The sequence below is a fragment of the Mesorhizobium sp. WSM3224 genome, from assembly GCF_000427725.1.
In the GTDB taxonomy this organism is placed as follows: Bacteria; Pseudomonadota; Alphaproteobacteria; order Rhizobiales; family Rhizobiaceae; genus Mesorhizobium.
In genome coordinates this window covers 24,372-39,990 of the sequence record NZ_ATYO01000029.1, presented here as the reverse complement: position 1 = coordinate 39,990, position 15,619 = coordinate 24,372, and the positions used below count along the sequence as shown (strand labels likewise).

Sequence of the window (15,619 nt, the reverse complement as noted above, 5' to 3'; positions counted from 1 at the left end):
GGCCTGTTGCATGTCGTTCGGTCTTGCCGATTGGAGCCCTGCGAGTCTTACTAGCGCTGGAGCGCCTGGACGTAACCGGCGAGGTTTTGAATGCGTTCCGTGGTTACGGCCTCCCCGCCGTAGGGACCGTACTTCTTGACGTCGTCAGGCAGGAACTGATTGCCCCAGACCGGCATGTCGCGCTCGCCATGCTCCGTCACGAGGCCGCGGCCATCGATTGTCGCGTAGACCCGCCAGTAGGGAAACTCCCCGCCATTGCGCCTTGTCAGCGTGGTCAAATTCGCGGGGCGCTTCCGTAATACGTCGGCCATTGGTCCGTCGCCCCTGCCGTCCACGCCGTGGCAGACGGCGCAGGAATTCAGATATTCCTGCTGTCCATTGCTCATTTGTTGTGCCGTCGCGGCGCTCAGCGTCAGCGCCAGGAAACCGATAGTCGTCCCGAATCTCATTTGATCCGCCTCCAGCCATTAAGGTCAGGCTAGGGCGTGTCGCGCACGCATACGTTGACCGGGATCAATCTTGGGAAGGGATCGGTTTGATTCAGCGCAAGGACGGTTTCCGACCACCTGGCTACGGGTACGTTCTCTGTGAAGTCCCCAAACAAGGAGTCGCCGCCATGCCATTCAAGACATTGCTCACGGTTACAGGGGCCGATCAGGGCGACGGTGATCTGAAGCTTGCAACCGGCCTGTGCGAAGAAATCAATGCCCATCTCTCGGTGCTTGTTCTGGTGATCGCGGCGCCTCCCTCTGGCGGAGCATATGCCGAGGTGGTTTCGCCGGCTTGGCTCGCGGAGCGGGAAGCCGAAATGGAAATGCTGGAGAAGCGGAATTCGGCCGTTTCCAGAATGCTGTCGGCGAGCCCCGTTTCGACGGACCTAAGTGACGACTATCCTGACCATGCCTGGGCAGATGAGGTCATTGGCCGGCGCGCGCGTTACGCCGATATAACCGTCCTTGGGCCGGACTTGCTAGCGAGCCAAACGCTCAAGGAGAAAGTCATTGAAGGCGCGCTGTTTTCGTCTGGGAAGCCAATCCTGCTTGTCCCCGCAGGGGTGTCCGCGACGTTGAAACCGAAACGCGTCCTCGTCGCATGGGACGCCAGCCTGGAAGCGTCGCGCGCTGTGCGAGAGTCGCTCGACATCCTTTCAGGTGCCGACGAGGTGCGCGTCGTCATGATTGATCCTGTCGAGGACGAACGGCACCACGGCGCGGAACCCGGGGCAGACGTGGCGACCTATCTCTCCCGCCACGGTGTGAAGGTAGCCGTGGACCGCCTGCCGAGTTCTAATCATTCGATCGTCGACGTTCTTCGCCAGCACGCGGTCGACACCGGCGCCGAGCTCATGGTCATGGGCGCCTACGGCCATTCCCGGCTGCGCGAGAGGATTTTCGGCGGCGTGAGCAGATCGATGATCGAGAACCCGGGGCTGCCGGTCATCGTGGCTCGTTGAAGGCCGAATCCACCGAGAGGCGAATTTCGAATCCTTATGCTTCGCCGTCCGAGTGGCCTGTATGTTGTCTCGGCTCCGGCAGAGGAGCTATCTGGAACATATTGGCGCTTGTGGGACTGTGAGAGCGCCAAATGACCTCAAGGGCAACTCTGATGTATCGGTATTCGCAGATCATGATCGCAATTCATTGGCTGACGGCGGTGCTCGTGGTGGTCGCGTGGTTCACGGCCGTAGGGGGCCGTCACGCGCGGACGGACCCCTCCTACGTTCACTTTACAGTAGGGCTTGCCGTGTTGCTGCTGGTCATTCCTCGCCTGCTGGCCCGATGGCTGGGTGCCGCGCCCCAGATCGAAGATCCGCAGAAACAATGGCTCGACCTCGCAGCGCGTGCCGGACACACTCTCCTCTACGTTCTCCTCATCGCGCTACCGTTGAGCGGCTGGTACGCCGCCTCCCGGCTCGGCGTGCCGGTCTCCTTTCTTGGTATCGGTCTGCCGAGCCTGACGGAGTCAGTGCAAGGCGCGCCAGGAGAGATTGCAGATTTGCACGAAACCGGCGGAACGCTGATTCTTTGGCTCGTCGGCCTGCACGCGCTTATCGCGCTCTGGCATCAATTCATTCTGAAGGACCGGACGCTCGAGCGTATGAATCCCATGGCGCCGCCCGATTTGACTCAAGATCGCCGGTAGGTTGGAAGCGACCATCGAACTATGTCGCCATTTGCACCGGATGGCACCTCCACGCCCACCTTGCAGCCTTATTGCGCGATACCGTGACGGTACTTTTGGAGACGGGATCATGCGTGGCAGCGATGTGAGATCGGTCAAAACCCAATTGATTTCGATAGGTCCAAGAAACGTCAAGACTATCTTGCGTAAGCCGAAGGGGAGAGTTAACTACCTCTGGCTGCGGACGCCTGTGGCGGAACCGTCTGGGACGATACGAAAAAGCTTCTGATTTTGGCCCACGAAAAACTCAATAAAATCAATAATTTGAATACGTCCTCCGGGCCCACCATTATCGTTGCTTATCGTCTTTCCCGGATCGAGACCACGCTTCGTGTCATGTCGTGCGGCAACGATGCGCTCAAGCTTTTTGTACGAGCGCCGAAACGACTCCCGCAGCCCAGCTTAATTCTGGATAGCAATAGATAATTCTGAACGGCACACTGGTGACGTTCTTCGACCGCCGTCATATCTGGCTAAGACACCTGCCGGCGACATCGGTCGATGCGCGATCACGGCTGCCCAATCTTCAGGCGCTGCGATGATTTTTTTATCATCGACGCGGCGGCGCACGTGAATATGTCGTGCAAACCGCGCCATTCGAACCTGGCACGCAGCTTGCATCTTGTTCTAGGTGCAGAGCGTCTAGGGTTCCGATCGCGATTAGGGCGGTGCTGGTCCAAGAGATGCGACCGCCCAGGATGCATTGAGGCATCCGGCGGAACACGGCGGGCCAAAATCCCGGGAGAACCCTGCACGGGTTTGCTGGCGCGAACCTCTCCCGGATGCGCGCTGTGTAAGCCCCAACAAAAGTCCGGACGCAATCCGGATCGCAAACAGGGGTACGCAATGCTTCGCAAGCTGGCCGCAATCATCCTAGCCGCGTCACTCAGCCTTCCCTTCATCCCGGCCACGCAGGCGGCGCCCAAGAAAGACTTCAAGATCTGTTGGTCGATCTATGTCGGATGGATGCCCTGGGGCTACCTTTCCGACAGCGGCATCATGAAGAAATGGGCCGAAAAATACGGCATCAATGTCGAGATCACCCGCATCAACGACTATGTCGAAAGTATCAATCAGTACACTGCCGGCGGCTTTGACGGTTGCGCTATGACCAATATGGATGCGCTGTCCATTCCGGCCGGCGGCGGCATCGATACGACCGCGCTGATCATCGGCGACTTCTCCAATGGCAACGATGCCGTCATCCTCAAGGACAAGGCCGCACTGAAGGACATTGCCGGCCAGAAGGTCAATCTCGTGGAGCTCTCGGTATCGCACTACCTGCTGGCGCGCGCGCTGGAGACGGTCGGGCTTGCCGAGAAGGACATCACGGTGGTCAACACGTCCGATGCCGACATGGTCGCTGCCTACGGCACCAGCGACGTCACGTCTGTTGTCACATGGAACCCGATGGTGTCGGAAATCGTCGCCATACCCGGCGCCAACAAGGTTTTTGATTCGACGCAGATCCCTGGCGAGATCATCGACATGATGGTCGTCAACACCGAGACGCTGAAGGACAATCCGGCATTGGGCAAGGCGCTGGTCGGCGCATGGTACGAAGCGATGGCGCTGATGACCTCGGGTTCGCCCGAGGGCAAGGCGGCCAAGGAAGAAATGGCCAAGGCGTCGGGTACTGATCTTGCCGGCTTCGACGCGCAGCTTGCGACGACGGCGATGTTCTTCGAGCCGGCCAAGGCGGTCGATTTCACCAAGGGCACCGAATTGCCGAAGACGATGGATCTCGTCCGCAACTTCCTGTTCACCCACGGCATCCTCGGCACAAATGCGCCAAGCGTCGATGTGATCGGCATGAGTTTCCCCGATGGCTCGACCCTGGGCGACGCCAACAACGTCAAACTGCGTTTTGATCCGGCCTTCATGGCCCAGGCGGCGGCCGGAACGCTCTGAGGCTTTCGCGATATGTTGGCCAGAGGAATCGGTGCGGTGAATGCCGGACAGCACGCTGGCCAGGAAGTCGCGCGTGCCGGCCGGCCACGGCCGAAAGTGCGGCTACGCCTCATCAACGCAAGGGTCTCCCGAGGTGGCGCCTTGTTTCTCGGCGTTTTGCCATTTCTGGTCGTAGCGGCCGCCTATCTGATCGCGTCGGGCAAAAGGCTGGCCGCCAACCCTGCCGACAAGCTGCTGCCCTCGCCGGCACAGATGTGGTCGGCTTTCCTGGACCTTGCCACGGTTCCGGACAAGCGCTCAGGCGACCTCATCCTGTGGGTCGACACCTATGCCAGTCTCGTCAGGCTGTTCTCAGGCGTGGGTGTGGCAACGCTCGTCGCGCTTTCACTTGGCATCGCCATCGGCTTCATTCCGCGCGTGCAGGCTTTCTTGCTTCCCTTCATTACCGTGATCTGTGTCATCCCGCCGCTGGCGCTGTTGCCAATCCTGTTCATCACACTCGGCTTGGGAGAAACGGCCAAGATCACGCTGATCGCCCTTGGCGTCGCCCCGGTCATGGTGCGAGACATTGCCAACCGGGTGATGGAGTTGCCGACCGAACTGGTGGCCAAGGCACAGACGCTTGGTGGCAACAGCTGGACCATGGTGCTGCGGCTGGTGCTGCCGCAGGTCATGCCGCGCCTCATCACCTGCGTGCGGCTGGCGCTTGGGCCGGCCTGGCTGTTCCTGATCGCCGCCGAAGCCATCGCCTCCACCGAAGGTCTGGGCTACCGCATCTTCCTCGTCCGCCGCTATCTGTCGATGGACGTCATCCTTCCCTATGTCGCCTGGATCACGCTCCTGGCCGTCATCACCGATTGGCTGCTGGTCCGGCTTTCGCACATCATCTCCCCTTGGGCTCATCCGGTGCAAGACAAATGAGCCGTATCGTCGTCCATGGGCTCGAGAAGAACTACGGCGACGCCTGCGTGCTGGAGCAAGTCAATGTCACCGCAGAGCCCGGCGAATTCCTGTCGTTGGTCGGCGCCAGCGGCTGCGGAAAATCGACGTTCCTGCGCATCCTGCTCGGCCAGGAGCAGCAGAGCGGCGGTGTGGTCATCGTCGGCGATCGGTTGATCGTGCCCGAGCCGACGCCGCAGCGTGGCATCGTCTTCCAGCGCTATTCGGTGTTCCCGCATTTGACCGCCATCCAGAACCTGCTGCTGATCGAAGACTTTCGTTCGGGCGGGCCGTTTGGCCGCGTCTTCGGCGCCAGGCGCAGAAACGCCAGGAAAGAGGCCGAAGCCATGCTGGAGCGGGTTGGCCTTGCCCATGCGCGCGACCTCTATCCCGCCTCGCTCTCGGGCGGCATGCAGCAGCGGCTGGCGATTGCGCAGACTTTGCTCGGCCGGCCGCAAATATTGCTTCTCGACGAGCCGTTCGGTGCGCTCGATCCCGGCATCCGCGTCGAGATGCATGAACTGCTGACCGAGCTGTGGACCGAGCACGGCATGACCGTGGTCATGGTCACCCACGATATCGGCGAGGCCTTCAAGCTCGGCACACGCGTGCTGGTCTTCGACAAGGTGCGCCACGACCCCCAATTCCCGTCCGCCTATGGCGCGACGATCACCTACGATCTGAAGCTCGACCGCAAGAACCGGGCTTCCTCACAAGACGTGGCCAAAGTGGCTGCGATGGTCGGGACGACCCGGCTGGACAGCGCAATTGCGACGACGGCGTCGTAACGGAGGTTTTTCATGCACACGGACATTCCAGAACGCAGTCATCGCCGTGCGGGCCTGGTCGCCCGGGAGCCGGCACGGCATTTGCACCATCCTGATTTTGATGCCCGCGGCACGCAGGGCTGGAAGTCGATCGAGGCCGAGGGGAAGCTGCCGGAAAGCGGCTGGCGCAAGGAGCAGCAATGGGCGCTCGACATGGGCCTGCCCGGATCGGATTCGATCGTCGACAAGTCGATCCCGACATTCGCGCGCGGCGAGCTGCCACATTTCGCCGGCATCAACACCTTTTTGAAGGCGCCCTATGTCGAAAACGTCCGCGATGTCGGCAAATATGATGCGGCCGTCATTGGCATTCCCTTTGACAGCGGCACTACTTACCGGCCGGGAACCCGGTTCGGGCCGCAAGGCATCCGCCGTATCTCGGCGCTCTACACGCCTTACAACTACGAACTCGGCGTCGACCTGCGCGAACAGATGACGCTTTGCGACGCCGGCGACGTCTTCACCATTCCGGCCAACCTCGAAAAGAGCTTTGACCAGATCACCAAGGGCGTCAGCCATGTCGCCTCGTCGGGCGCGCTGCCGATCATGCTGGGTGGCGACCATTCTATCGGTTTCCCTTGCGTGCGCGGCATCGCCGACGTCACCTCCAAGCGCATCGGCATCATCCATTTCGATCGTCATATCGACATCCAGGAAAAGGATCTCGACGAGCGCATGCACACCACGCCCTGGTATTGGGCGACCAATCTGCCGAACGTCTCGGCGACCAATCTCGTGCAGCTCGGAATTGGTGGCTGGCAGGTTCCCCGTTACGGCGTCGCGGAGGCGAGGAAGCGGGGCACCAACGTGCTCACCATTTCCGATATTGAGCAGATGGGACTTGAGAAGGCGGCGGAAGTCGCTCTCGAACTCGCCTGGAAGGACACCGATGCCGTCTACATCTCTTTCGACGTCGACAGCCTCGATTGCGGTTTCGTGCCCGGCACGGGATGGCCAGAGCCTGGCGGTTTCCTGCCGCGCGAAGCGCTCAAGCTGCTTGGGCTGGTGACGGCGCCCGGCATTTGTGGATTGGAAGTGGTCGAGGTCTCTCCGCCCTACGACACGTCCGACATCACGGCGCTATTCGGCGTGCGCGTCGTCGTCGAGGCGCTCGGCTCGATGGTCGCCCACGGCAATCTCGGCAAGCATAAATCCATCATCGACAAGCCGGTGAGTTTTTGATGATGCACGACGATCATCACCACCACGGCCATGACCATGGCGACGGCCACCATCATCATGGGTCGAATGGTCATCACCACGGTCGCCCTCTCGGCCACAACGGGCCCGCGGGCAAGCCGCTGCAATGGCAGACGCCGCATCTGCCTCCTGACCAGGCCCAGGAGTCGCCCGTCGACCCCGCCTCGGTCGATCTCGATCTTGTCGAAACGGCCTTCCTGGAAGGATTCGCGCGGGCACCGGACCCGTCCAGCTTTCTGCGTCTTGCCGGCATACCTTTTGTCGGTGAAATGGAAGACGGCGTGCGGCTTCATCTGCTGCGCGTCGAGACCGAGGATCTGGTCGATGTCGGTGCCGTCATGCCGCTCGTCGGAGGTACTGGTGTCGCCTATCATCCGTTGCCGGCGCGCCTGACGTCGCATCGCCGCCGCCTTGCTTTCATCTATCACGACGGCACCCAGCAAAAACATCTCGGCTTCGCCGCGGCGCGCGCCCTTGCCGACCGTTCCGCTGCCTCGCAATTCGCCGTTCCCGGACATTGAAACTCATTCGTCAACCTCATTCATCGGACAGGCCCAACCATGAAAACGTTTCCAAGACTTGGCATGACTATCCTTTCGGCCTTGGCCGTCTTGACACCCTCGTTGGCGTTCGCCCATCCGGGCGGCGATCACGTCCATGGCTTCCTGGCCGGCGTCGAGCATCCTCTCTTCGGCATCGACCATCTGCTCGCGATGGTAGCTGTCGGCATGATCGCCGCGAGAACCGGCGGGCGCGCCGTTGTTCTCGTTCCGTTGTTCTTCGTCTCCGCTATGGTCGCCGGAGCCCTGTTCGGAGCCGCCGGCCTCGGCTTGCCCTCCCTTGAGACCGGCATCGCACTGTCGCTCGTGGTGTTCGGGGCGATGGTCGGTCTGGCGAAGCCCTTGCCGCTGGCCGTCGCCGTGTCGCTGACGGCCTTGTTCGGATTGTTCCATGGAAACGCCCACGGCCTTGAGATTCCCGAAAGCGACAGTGGCCTCGCTTATGCCGTTGGTTTCGTCCTCGCCACCTCGGTCCTGCATGCGATGGGCGTGTTGTCCGCCACCAAACTTGCCGGTTGGCCGGGAGCCATCCGCACCGCCGGTGTCGCCACTTCGATGGTTGGGATGGTCATGGCCGCGCAGCTCGTCTGAATCAGTCCGCGAAGCGCGTGGCTTTCAATCAGGGACGAAAAAGTGATGAGACAGAAGTGGCTGCTAGCATTTCGCCGCTTTCGCACCATGCTTTATCAACTGATGAAGGCCCGCGCTGAGCGACTTTGACTATCCTCTATTGTATGGCGGTGAGGACACAGATTTGGCGACATGCAGACGCCCGGAATTCCGCGCTGGCTCGGCCTATCCTATATGGCACATCCGAAGGTCTTTGAGGCGGTTGATCTGCCCTTCGGCGGTCGTTGCTCCTGGAGAGTTCGACGGCATTCCCTCACGACTTTCCATATCGCGTCGGCAAGAATGATGTGGCTGGGTCCGCTCCCCAGTCGCGGCCCATTAGAAACCACATCACGCTTCACAATGAGTCCTATGTGAAGGAGGTCCATGGCCGCTTCCACGGCCGCGCCGGCCGCATTCGCACCATGCTGGCGCCATCGGCGCCGCAACGCTGCACCGTCGACCTGATGCTCGCGGCGAACGACCTTGCCAGGGAATGGGGCGTACCGTTCCATACCCATATCGTGGAAACCAAGGTCCAGGGCGTGACCGGCCCCGAATTCCATGGCAAGTCACTGATGGCCTACATGGATGACCTCGGCCTCTTGAACCCGTGGACGACGATTGCCCATTCGATCTGGGTGAACGACGACGATATCGAGCGGATGGGCCGCGCCGGCGTCTCGGTGGCTCACAACGCCATCTCCAACCAAAAGCTCGGCGCTGGCTCGGCGCCGGTGCGCAAGCTCTTGACGGCGGGCGTCAACATTGGCCTAGGCTCCGACGGCATATGCTCCAACGACACGCCACGCATCTTCGATGTGATGAAGGCAGCCGGGCTGATGCACAAGGTCAACAATCCGGACTGGGCCCGCTGGCTGACGGCCTCCGAAGTGCTTCATGCCGGCACGATCGGCGGCGCGCGCACCGCACTGCTGCAGGACGAGATCGGCTCGCTGGAGCCTGGCAAGAGGGCCGATCTCCTGATCCTTGACATGAAAACAGCCAATTTCACGCCGCTCAACGACGTCCGCAACCACCTTGTCTATTGCGAGGAGGGTTCGTCGATCGAGAAGGTCTTCGTCAATGGCGAGGTGGTGGTTGAGAACGGCCGGCTGACGAAGGTCGACGAGAAGGCGCTGCTGGCGGAACTGCGAGCCATGATGCCGGAATTCATCGAATACACGCTGGGTGTCGAAGCGGCCAATGGTGAGTTGGAGCCTGCCTTCACCAAGGTCATCCAGCGCTGCTACGGAATGGACATCGGCATCAACCGCTGGGCGTCCGATGCGTGAGGCGGCGATGACGCGACGAATTCGCCTTGCCGAGATGACCTGGATGGAATTCGACCAGCGGGTGAAGGATGATAATCCGATCATCTTCGTGCCGATCGGCTCGACCGAGCAGCACGGCCCGCATCTGCCGCTGTCGACCGACGTCATCCTACCGGAGGGGATCGCGCTGCTGGTCGCCCCCGAACTCGGCGGCATTGTCGCGCCGCCGATTTCTTATGGCTACAAGTCGCAGCCAAAGACCGGCGGGGGCAACCATTTCCCCGGCACGATCAGCCTCAATGCCGCGACGCTGGTCGCGCTGCTGCGCGATCTCGTCAATGAATTCGCAAGGCACGGCGCCCGCAGGATCGTCTTGTTCGACGGCCATATGGAAAACCAGTGGTTCATCACCGAGGCGGCTGACCTCGCCCTGACCGACCAGCGGCGGGAGGGCGTCAACGACCTCACCGTGGTCAAGCTTCCATATTGGGAATTCATCTCCAAGGCGACCGAAGCAGTGCTTTTTCCCGATGGCCTGATCAGCTGGGCGCTTGAGCATGCCGCTGTGATGGAGACGTCGGTGATGCTGCATCTGCGCCCCGACCTCGTGCGCGTCGACAAGATCCCGGACGACAAGCCGGCCGAGTTACCGCTTTTCGACGTCTATCCCTTTGATCTCCGGCCAATCCCCCCGCATGGTGTGTTGACTTCGGCCGCCGGCGCATCGGTTGAAAAGGGCAAGGCGGTTGTCCAACAGATCGTTCCGGACATCGCAGCCGCCTTGCGGGACTATTTCGCAGCCATGGATGGACTGTAGGGCGATGCGGCGCGTGTGTGTCGATGGTCAGGCCACGTTGTCGCAATGATAGAATTATATCAAAGCCGCTCGCAGTTGCGGTGATGATCTTGCCGTGCGTCAACCGGCCGGTCATTTCTGCAAACGCTACGATGAGCGCGTGAATTTCAACATCGAGACGATCATCAGGCTTGTGAGCAAATAAGACGGGCCGCTCCGTTTCCTGTGCAATTGGTTCGCCACACCAAGTGAAAAGATACGAGAAACATAAGCTGGCGAACAAACCGCTACCATGTTGTTTCTCACGAAACAGTCAGGCGGACTCGGTCACGACTCCTATCCGACGATAGATGAAAGCTTCGTCCGCCGCAGTATCCGCCACGGCGCGCCGCGTTTCATCGATGAGCGTGGCCATGCGAGCGTGGATCGGCGACTTGCTGCAGGCCGGATCCGTAGCCGCGGCGTCACCGGCAATCGCCATCGCCTGACACCTGCAGCCGCCCCAGTCGACCTCGCGGCGCTCGCAGCTTCGGCACGGCTCGCGCATCCACTCGGTGCCGCGGAAGGCATTGAATGCCGGTGAATCGGTCCAGATTTCGGCAAGCGTGCGCTCTCCGAAGCGCTCGAAGCGAAGCGAAGGAATCGTCTGCGCGGCATGGCACGGCAGCACGGTGCCGTCCGGAGCCACCATGAAGGCGTCGCGCGCCCAGCCGCCCATGCATGGCTTGGGATAGATGGCAAAATAATCCGGCGGGACGAAATCGATGTTGATGACGCCGGCAAGCCGTTCCTGCGCCGCCGTGACGATCTCCGCCTGCCGTTCGACCGCGGCACGTTCGGGCATCAGCGCATTGCGATTGGCCAGCGCCCAGCCGGCATACTGCACGTTGGCGATCTCAAGCCGCTCAGCGCCCAACGAAAGGGCCATATCGATGAATTCCGGCACCTCCTCGATGTTGTGACGATGGATCGGCGCGTTGATGGTGAGCGGCAGGCCGGCCGCGCGGGCGCGGCGTGCCGTCTCCAGCTTCTTTTCATGGCTGCCCCGGTGGTTGCCGATACGATCGGTGGTCGCCGGCCGGGCACCCTGAAAGCTCAGCTGCAGGTGGTCGAGCCCGGCTTCGGCAAAGGCCTCGATGCGGCCTTCGGCAATATTGATGCCGGCGGTGATGAGGTTGGTATAGACACCGCGCGCCGAAAGCCCGGCGATCAATTGCTCGAGGTCGCGGCGCAGCGTCGGTTCGCCGCCGGACAGATGCACCTGCAGGACGCCGAGATTGGCGGCCTGCGAGAACAGATCGAGCCAGGTCTGTGTGTCGAGCTCGCGATTGGCCTTCAGCAATTCGAGCGGATTGGAGCAATAGGGGCACTGCAGCGGGCAGCGATGCGTCAATTCCGCCAGCATGCCGATCGGAGGCAGAAGGAGCTCGCTCATAGTTTCACCAGCAGCTTGTCCGACCATTCCTGCAGGAAGGCGATGACGTCGGCCGCCACGGCCTCCTGCTCGGCGTCATATTCGGCGGCAAGACCGGCGATGATGTGGCCGACGGTGGATCGCCCGTCGCAGCGGCGCAGTATGTCGAGACTGATCTCGTTCGGCCAGAATACCTTCTCCGGCGAAAGCACGGCGAAGGCCTGCCGTACGGGGTCGTATTGTATGCGCACATGCTTCGGCAGCGACGGCACCGATCGCAACGACACGATGGTTCTTTCGCGCAGCGCCACCATCAGGCCGCCTCCGGCTGGAAGGCGCCGGGCGGGATGTTTCCCGGCGCGCCATAGGCATGTTGAAGCGCATCGAGCATGGCCCAGAGTATATCGCATTTGAACACCAGCGCATCGATCGCCTGCTGCTGGCGCTCCGCCGTGTCGGCATGGCCGAGCACGTAGGCGAGGGCGAAGTCGGCATCGCGCGATGCCTGTTCTGGCCGCCGGCTGAAATAGGCCAGCGTGTCCTCGGTGATGTAGTCGTATCTGGCCAGCATCGCCGGCACGCGCTCGCCGATGATGAGCGGCGAGAACATCTCGGTCAGCGACGATGCAACCGCCTCGAGCAGCGTGCGGTCCGCGCAGAAGGAAAGGTAGGCGCCGACGACGAAGCGGGTCGCCGGCAGCGCCAGCCTTTCGCTCTTGACGGTTTCGGCATCGAGCCCGAGCGAGGTGGCCAGATGCAGCCAGCGCGCGATGCCGCCGCTCCAGCCGTCCGCGCCGTCGTGGTCCTCGATGCGTTTGCGCCAGGCGGCGCGAAACGCCGGATCCTCCGCACGTGCCAGGATCATAGCGTCCTTGCGCGGAATGACGGCCTGGTAGCAATAGCGGTTCAGCGCCCAGGCCTGCATTTCGGCCTTCGACAGGGCGCCGCTGGTCATCCTGTGATGGAAAGGATGGTGGTTGTGATAGCGCTCGGCACCGACCTGCCGCAGCACGGCCTCGAGCTCGCTGTTGGACAGGCCACCTCTGGCCGCGTCGCGGAAATCGCTCAAAATTCCATCTCCATCCCATCGCCGGCGACTTCCCAGCCAGCCGCCTTGACTGCCGCGTGTTCGGCGGAATTCTCGTCGAGAACAGGATTGGTGTTGTTGATATGGACGAAGATGCGGCGGCCGATCTTCACATCGGCCAATCCCGCGATCGAACCTGCTTCTCCAGACATTGCGATGTGCCCCATGCGCGCGCCGGTTTTCTGGCCGACGCCGGCACCGATCATCTCGTCGTCTGTGTAGACGGTGCCGTCGAATAGTAGGCAGGCGGCATCGGCCAGGCGCGCGCGCAAGGCGGCATCGACGCGCGCGCAGCCCGGGATGTAGAAGACGGCGCCGCGACTGCCGGCCCCGGTGATCCGGACTCCGATCGTGTCGCCGGCGTCTGAGCTGAAATCGGCGTCTGGATGGGCTCTGTCCTCGAGATAGAGCGCGATCTTCCCGGGCACGGGAAAGCTCTCGACGACAACGCCGGTCTCGTGGCCGTGCGCATCGCAGAGCGCAACTTGCTCCTCCGCCGCCAGCAGGCGCCGCGGCACGATTGCCGGATCGAGAACATTGAAGATCGAATTCGCCTCCAGCGTCGCCAGCACCTGTGCCGTTGCATAGATCGCGAAAGGTTGCCGTTCGCGCAGGCTGAGCAGGCCGGCGATATGGTCGACGTCGGCATTGGTCAACACCACCGCCCGGATCGGCGTCGAGCGCAGCGGCGCGTCGGCTGCGGGCTGCAGTTCAGGCGTTTGCGCGATCTGCTGGCGGATATCCGGAGAGGCGTTGAAGAGAACCCAATCGACCCCATTCGCCGATGCGGCAATGCTTGATTGGGTTCGTGACTGCACGCCGGCCATCCCGGCGCGAGCCGCGCGGCTCAGGCGATAGTTGCAGTTCCATTGCGGAAAGCCGCCTCCCGCCGCCGACCCGATGATCTTCACGCGCATGGCAATGCTTGCTCCGCGGCCCATTCGACCCGCAGGAAAATCTCTTCAGCAAACGGCTTCGGCGTCCCGTTTCCCGCGGCAAAGCCCGTCGCGACGACCTTACGCGGCAAGGGGATGCATGCCCCTGTAGCCAGGGACATGCACCGCTGTGGCCTACTTCCTGGGAGGAATTTCAGCAGGCAGATAGCGCGAAATTTCGAAGCCCGCGGCAACCTGGCACATGGTCGGTTTCTTCCAGCTCTTCTTCATGACATTCTCCTTTTCCGCCAGCCCGAAGGGGCCGGTCATGTCGTTGGCGCCATTGCGGGCGATGCAATGGCTCGTCCATCACCTCTCAAAATGGACAAATGAAACACTGGGTTCTCAAACAACCAAAAGCAAACGAGCAAAACCAATAACCTCTGCCTCAAAGATCAGTTCCTTGCCTCCTATCTCGTTTCGCTCCGATCAAGCTCACCCCGGCGTCGAGGTGATCGGGTTGTCATGTTCGTCGATCAGCGGCACGTTGTAGTCGAGCAGAAGCTTGTTGATCTCCGCCTGGTTCTCACGGATCACCTTGTTCAGCGTGCGCTTCCATTCCTGGTCGGATGGACGTACTCCCATGGTGATGCGGTAGGACATGCGCGAGCCGGTCTTTTCCTTGACCAGCGGGACAATATCGACATTGGCCCCGAGTTGCTTGGCATAGTAGCCTGCCATCGGTCCCCACAGGATCGCCGCATCGATCTTGCCGGCCAGCATGTCCTTGATCACAACCTCGCCCATCGACGGGGTGACGCGCGTGTCGACGGCCAGCGGGTAGATCTTTGCCGTTCGCAAGAGTTTGTTGGCGGCCATGTTGGCCGTCGGCGGCGTGCGTTCGACGACGCCGATCCTCTTGCCGGCGAGTTTCGGATCCTCGATCGTCTCGACGCCCTCGAGGCCGTCGCCCTTCGGATGCACGAGCACATAGGAAGAGCGGTAGTAGGCATTGGTGTTCTGCACCAGCTCATCGCCTTGGGCATAGCCCATGATGACGTCGCAATGGTTGGCGGCAAGCGTATTGCGCACGAAGCCGATGACGGTTGGAAACCAGGTGTAGGTGACCGACTTCCGCCCTGTCTTGCTGGCAACCAGCTCGGCCAGCTTGTTTTCGAAGCCTTGGCCGCTCTGGTCCGTGAACGGCATGTTCGAAGGATCGGCGCAGACGCGCAGGATGTCCGGATCGACCAGTTCCCCGGCAGCCCCGAGACCAGCGCCCTGCGCCTCGACGTTCGACGGCAACAAAGCGACCGCGCCGAGGATCGGCAGGATGACGCGCAGCTTCGATGCGTCGCGGCCGGTCATGTCATCCACCCATGCAGGACGCTTCCGCGTCTTTCGCCGCCTTGGCCTTGTCTTCGTGCTTGGGCGGCCTGCCGCGGGGCGCAGCGCCATCGGCGCGGGCGCGCAAATAGACGTAGAGATCGTCCATGTAGCAATAGACGTTCTTGTTGTCGCCAAAGGCAGGCATGACGTTTTCCTTGCCGCTGCCGGTATTCTTGCGACCCTGGGCGACGATCGAGAGGAAAGTGGGATAGTCGATGTTTTTCAGGCTGTTGGCCAGGGCCGGCGCATAGCTCGAACCCGTTCCGTCCTGTCCGTGACAGACATGGCAGTCCGAGTGATAGCGGCGGTAACCGCTGAACGTGTACCAATCCACCGTTCCGTTCTCGATCTTGTAGGTTGGGTTTCCATCCGCATCCAAATACTTGCCGCCCTCTTCCTTCACTGCCTTGGCTTTTTCGGCGCTGTCCTCAGCCTGGGCCAGACTTGAGCCGGCCAGAGGCAGAAGAGCCAAAGCGAGGACGGAAATTGCAATGCGAACAGACATTCAGACGCTTCCTTCTTTTGTTAAGGACAAGGGTTTGCCGTCGCGAAGCGGC

Annotated in this window: 18 protein-coding genes; 10 read left to right on the top strand and 8 right to left on the bottom strand. The window is 61.6% G+C overall.

Annotated elements, in window-relative coordinates; translation table 11 throughout:
- Positions 1-50: 50 nt before the first annotated feature.
- On the bottom strand, positions 51-449 hold the full coding sequence (locus YU3_RS0128675) for a cytochrome c (RefSeq protein ID WP_051334111.1): 399 nt from the start codon (positions 447-449) through the stop codon (positions 51-53).
- Between the two features lie 167 nt (positions 450-616).
- On the opposite strand from YU3_RS0128675, the gene YU3_RS0128670 reads away from it, so the two are divergent.
- From YU3_RS0128670 to YU3_RS0128625, 10 genes are all read left to right on the top strand, one after another.
- Positions 617-1,453 (top strand): universal stress protein, encoded by an 837-nt coding sequence (locus YU3_RS0128670; RefSeq protein WP_027169447.1) that lies wholly within the window; start codon positions 617-619, stop codon positions 1,451-1,453.
- A gap of 131 nt (positions 1,454-1,584) precedes the next feature.
- Entirely contained in the window at positions 1,585-2,142 is a 558-nt protein-coding gene (locus YU3_RS0128665; protein ID WP_245273689.1) for a cytochrome b, read from the top strand.
- Between the two features lie 885 nt (positions 2,143-3,027).
- On the top strand, positions 3,028-4,092 hold the full coding sequence (locus YU3_RS0128660) for a putative urea ABC transporter substrate-binding protein (RefSeq protein WP_027169445.1): 1,065 nt from the start codon (positions 3,028-3,030) through the stop codon (positions 4,090-4,092).
- 96 nt (positions 4,093-4,188) lie between these two features.
- Positions 4,189-5,013: an ABC transporter permease gene (locus YU3_RS0128655; RefSeq protein ID WP_027169444.1), complete on the top strand. Its 825-nt coding sequence runs from the start codon at positions 4,189-4,191 to the stop codon at positions 5,011-5,013.
- The gene (locus YU3_RS0128650) at positions 5,010-5,819 is read left to right on the top strand and encodes an ATP-binding cassette domain-containing protein (RefSeq protein WP_027169443.1); all 810 of its coding nucleotides are present in this window, start codon (positions 5,010-5,012) and stop codon (positions 5,817-5,819) included. Before YU3_RS0128655 ends, YU3_RS0128650 begins: the two co-directional genes overlap by 4 nt.
- A 12-nt stretch (positions 5,820-5,831) precedes the next feature.
- Positions 5,832-7,040, top strand: a complete 1,209-nt coding sequence (locus YU3_RS0128645) for an agmatinase family protein (RefSeq protein ID WP_027169442.1) — start codon at positions 5,832-5,834, stop codon at positions 7,038-7,040.
- Positions 7,040-7,579: a hypothetical protein gene (locus tag YU3_RS0128640; RefSeq protein WP_348631196.1), complete on the top strand. Its 540-nt coding sequence runs from the start codon at positions 7,040-7,042 to the stop codon at positions 7,577-7,579. The genes YU3_RS0128645 and YU3_RS0128640 overlap by 1 nt, the downstream gene beginning before the upstream one ends.
- Positions 7,580-7,642: 63 nt before the next feature.
- Entirely contained in the window at positions 7,643-8,209 is a 567-nt protein-coding gene (locus YU3_RS0128635) for a HupE/UreJ family protein (protein WP_027169440.1), read from the top strand.
- A gap of 392 nt (positions 8,210-8,601) precedes the next feature.
- Entirely contained in the window at positions 8,602-9,522 is a 921-nt protein-coding gene (locus tag YU3_RS37655) for an amidohydrolase family protein (RefSeq protein ID WP_051334110.1), read from the top strand.
- A gap of 7 nt (positions 9,523-9,529) precedes the next feature.
- Positions 9,530-10,318, top strand: a complete 789-nt coding sequence (locus YU3_RS0128625; protein WP_027169439.1) for a creatininase — start codon at positions 9,530-9,532, stop codon at positions 10,316-10,318.
- 292 nt (positions 10,319-10,610) lie between these two features.
- Here YU3_RS0128625 and pqqE read toward each other — a convergent pair whose 3' ends face one another.
- The 7 genes from pqqE to YU3_RS0128585 form a co-directional block, all read right to left on the bottom strand.
- Positions 10,611-11,732, bottom strand: a complete 1,122-nt coding sequence (gene pqqE / locus YU3_RS0128615) for a pyrroloquinoline quinone biosynthesis protein PqqE (protein WP_036259779.1) — start codon at positions 11,730-11,732, stop codon at positions 10,611-10,613.
- Positions 11,729-12,025 carry a pyrroloquinoline quinone biosynthesis peptide chaperone PqqD gene (gene pqqD / locus YU3_RS0128610; RefSeq protein ID WP_027169496.1) on the bottom strand — a complete coding sequence of 99 codons (297 nt, stop codon included), beginning with the start codon at positions 12,023-12,025 and terminating at the stop codon, positions 11,729-11,731. The genes pqqE and pqqD overlap by 4 nt, the downstream gene beginning before the upstream one ends.
- Positions 12,025-12,780 (bottom strand): pyrroloquinoline-quinone synthase PqqC, encoded by a 756-nt coding sequence (gene pqqC, locus YU3_RS0128605; protein ID WP_027169437.1) that lies wholly within the window; start codon positions 12,778-12,780, stop codon positions 12,025-12,027. The genes pqqD and pqqC overlap by 1 nt, the downstream gene beginning before the upstream one ends.
- Complete coding sequence (pqqB, locus tag YU3_RS0128600) at positions 12,777-13,715, bottom strand: pyrroloquinoline quinone biosynthesis protein PqqB (protein ID WP_027169436.1); 939 nt, start codon at positions 13,713-13,715, stop codon at positions 12,777-12,779. The genes pqqC and pqqB overlap by 4 nt, the downstream gene beginning before the upstream one ends.
- Positions 13,716-13,868: 153 nt before the next feature.
- The gene (locus YU3_RS42170; protein ID WP_280798265.1) at positions 13,869-14,003 is read right to left on the bottom strand and encodes a hypothetical protein; all 135 of its coding nucleotides are present in this window, start codon (positions 14,001-14,003) and stop codon (positions 13,869-13,871) included.
- A 165-nt stretch (positions 14,004-14,168) separates the two neighbouring features.
- Positions 14,169-15,041 carry a substrate-binding domain-containing protein gene (locus YU3_RS0128590; protein ID WP_027169435.1) on the bottom strand — a complete coding sequence of 291 codons (873 nt, stop codon included), beginning with the start codon at positions 15,039-15,041 and terminating at the stop codon, positions 14,169-14,171.
- 1 nt (position 15,042) lies between these two features.
- Positions 15,043-15,567 carry a c-type cytochrome, methanol metabolism-related gene (locus YU3_RS0128585; protein ID WP_027169434.1) on the bottom strand — a complete coding sequence of 175 codons (525 nt, stop codon included), beginning with the start codon at positions 15,565-15,567 and terminating at the stop codon, positions 15,043-15,045.
- Positions 15,568-15,619 lie beyond the last annotated feature (52 nt).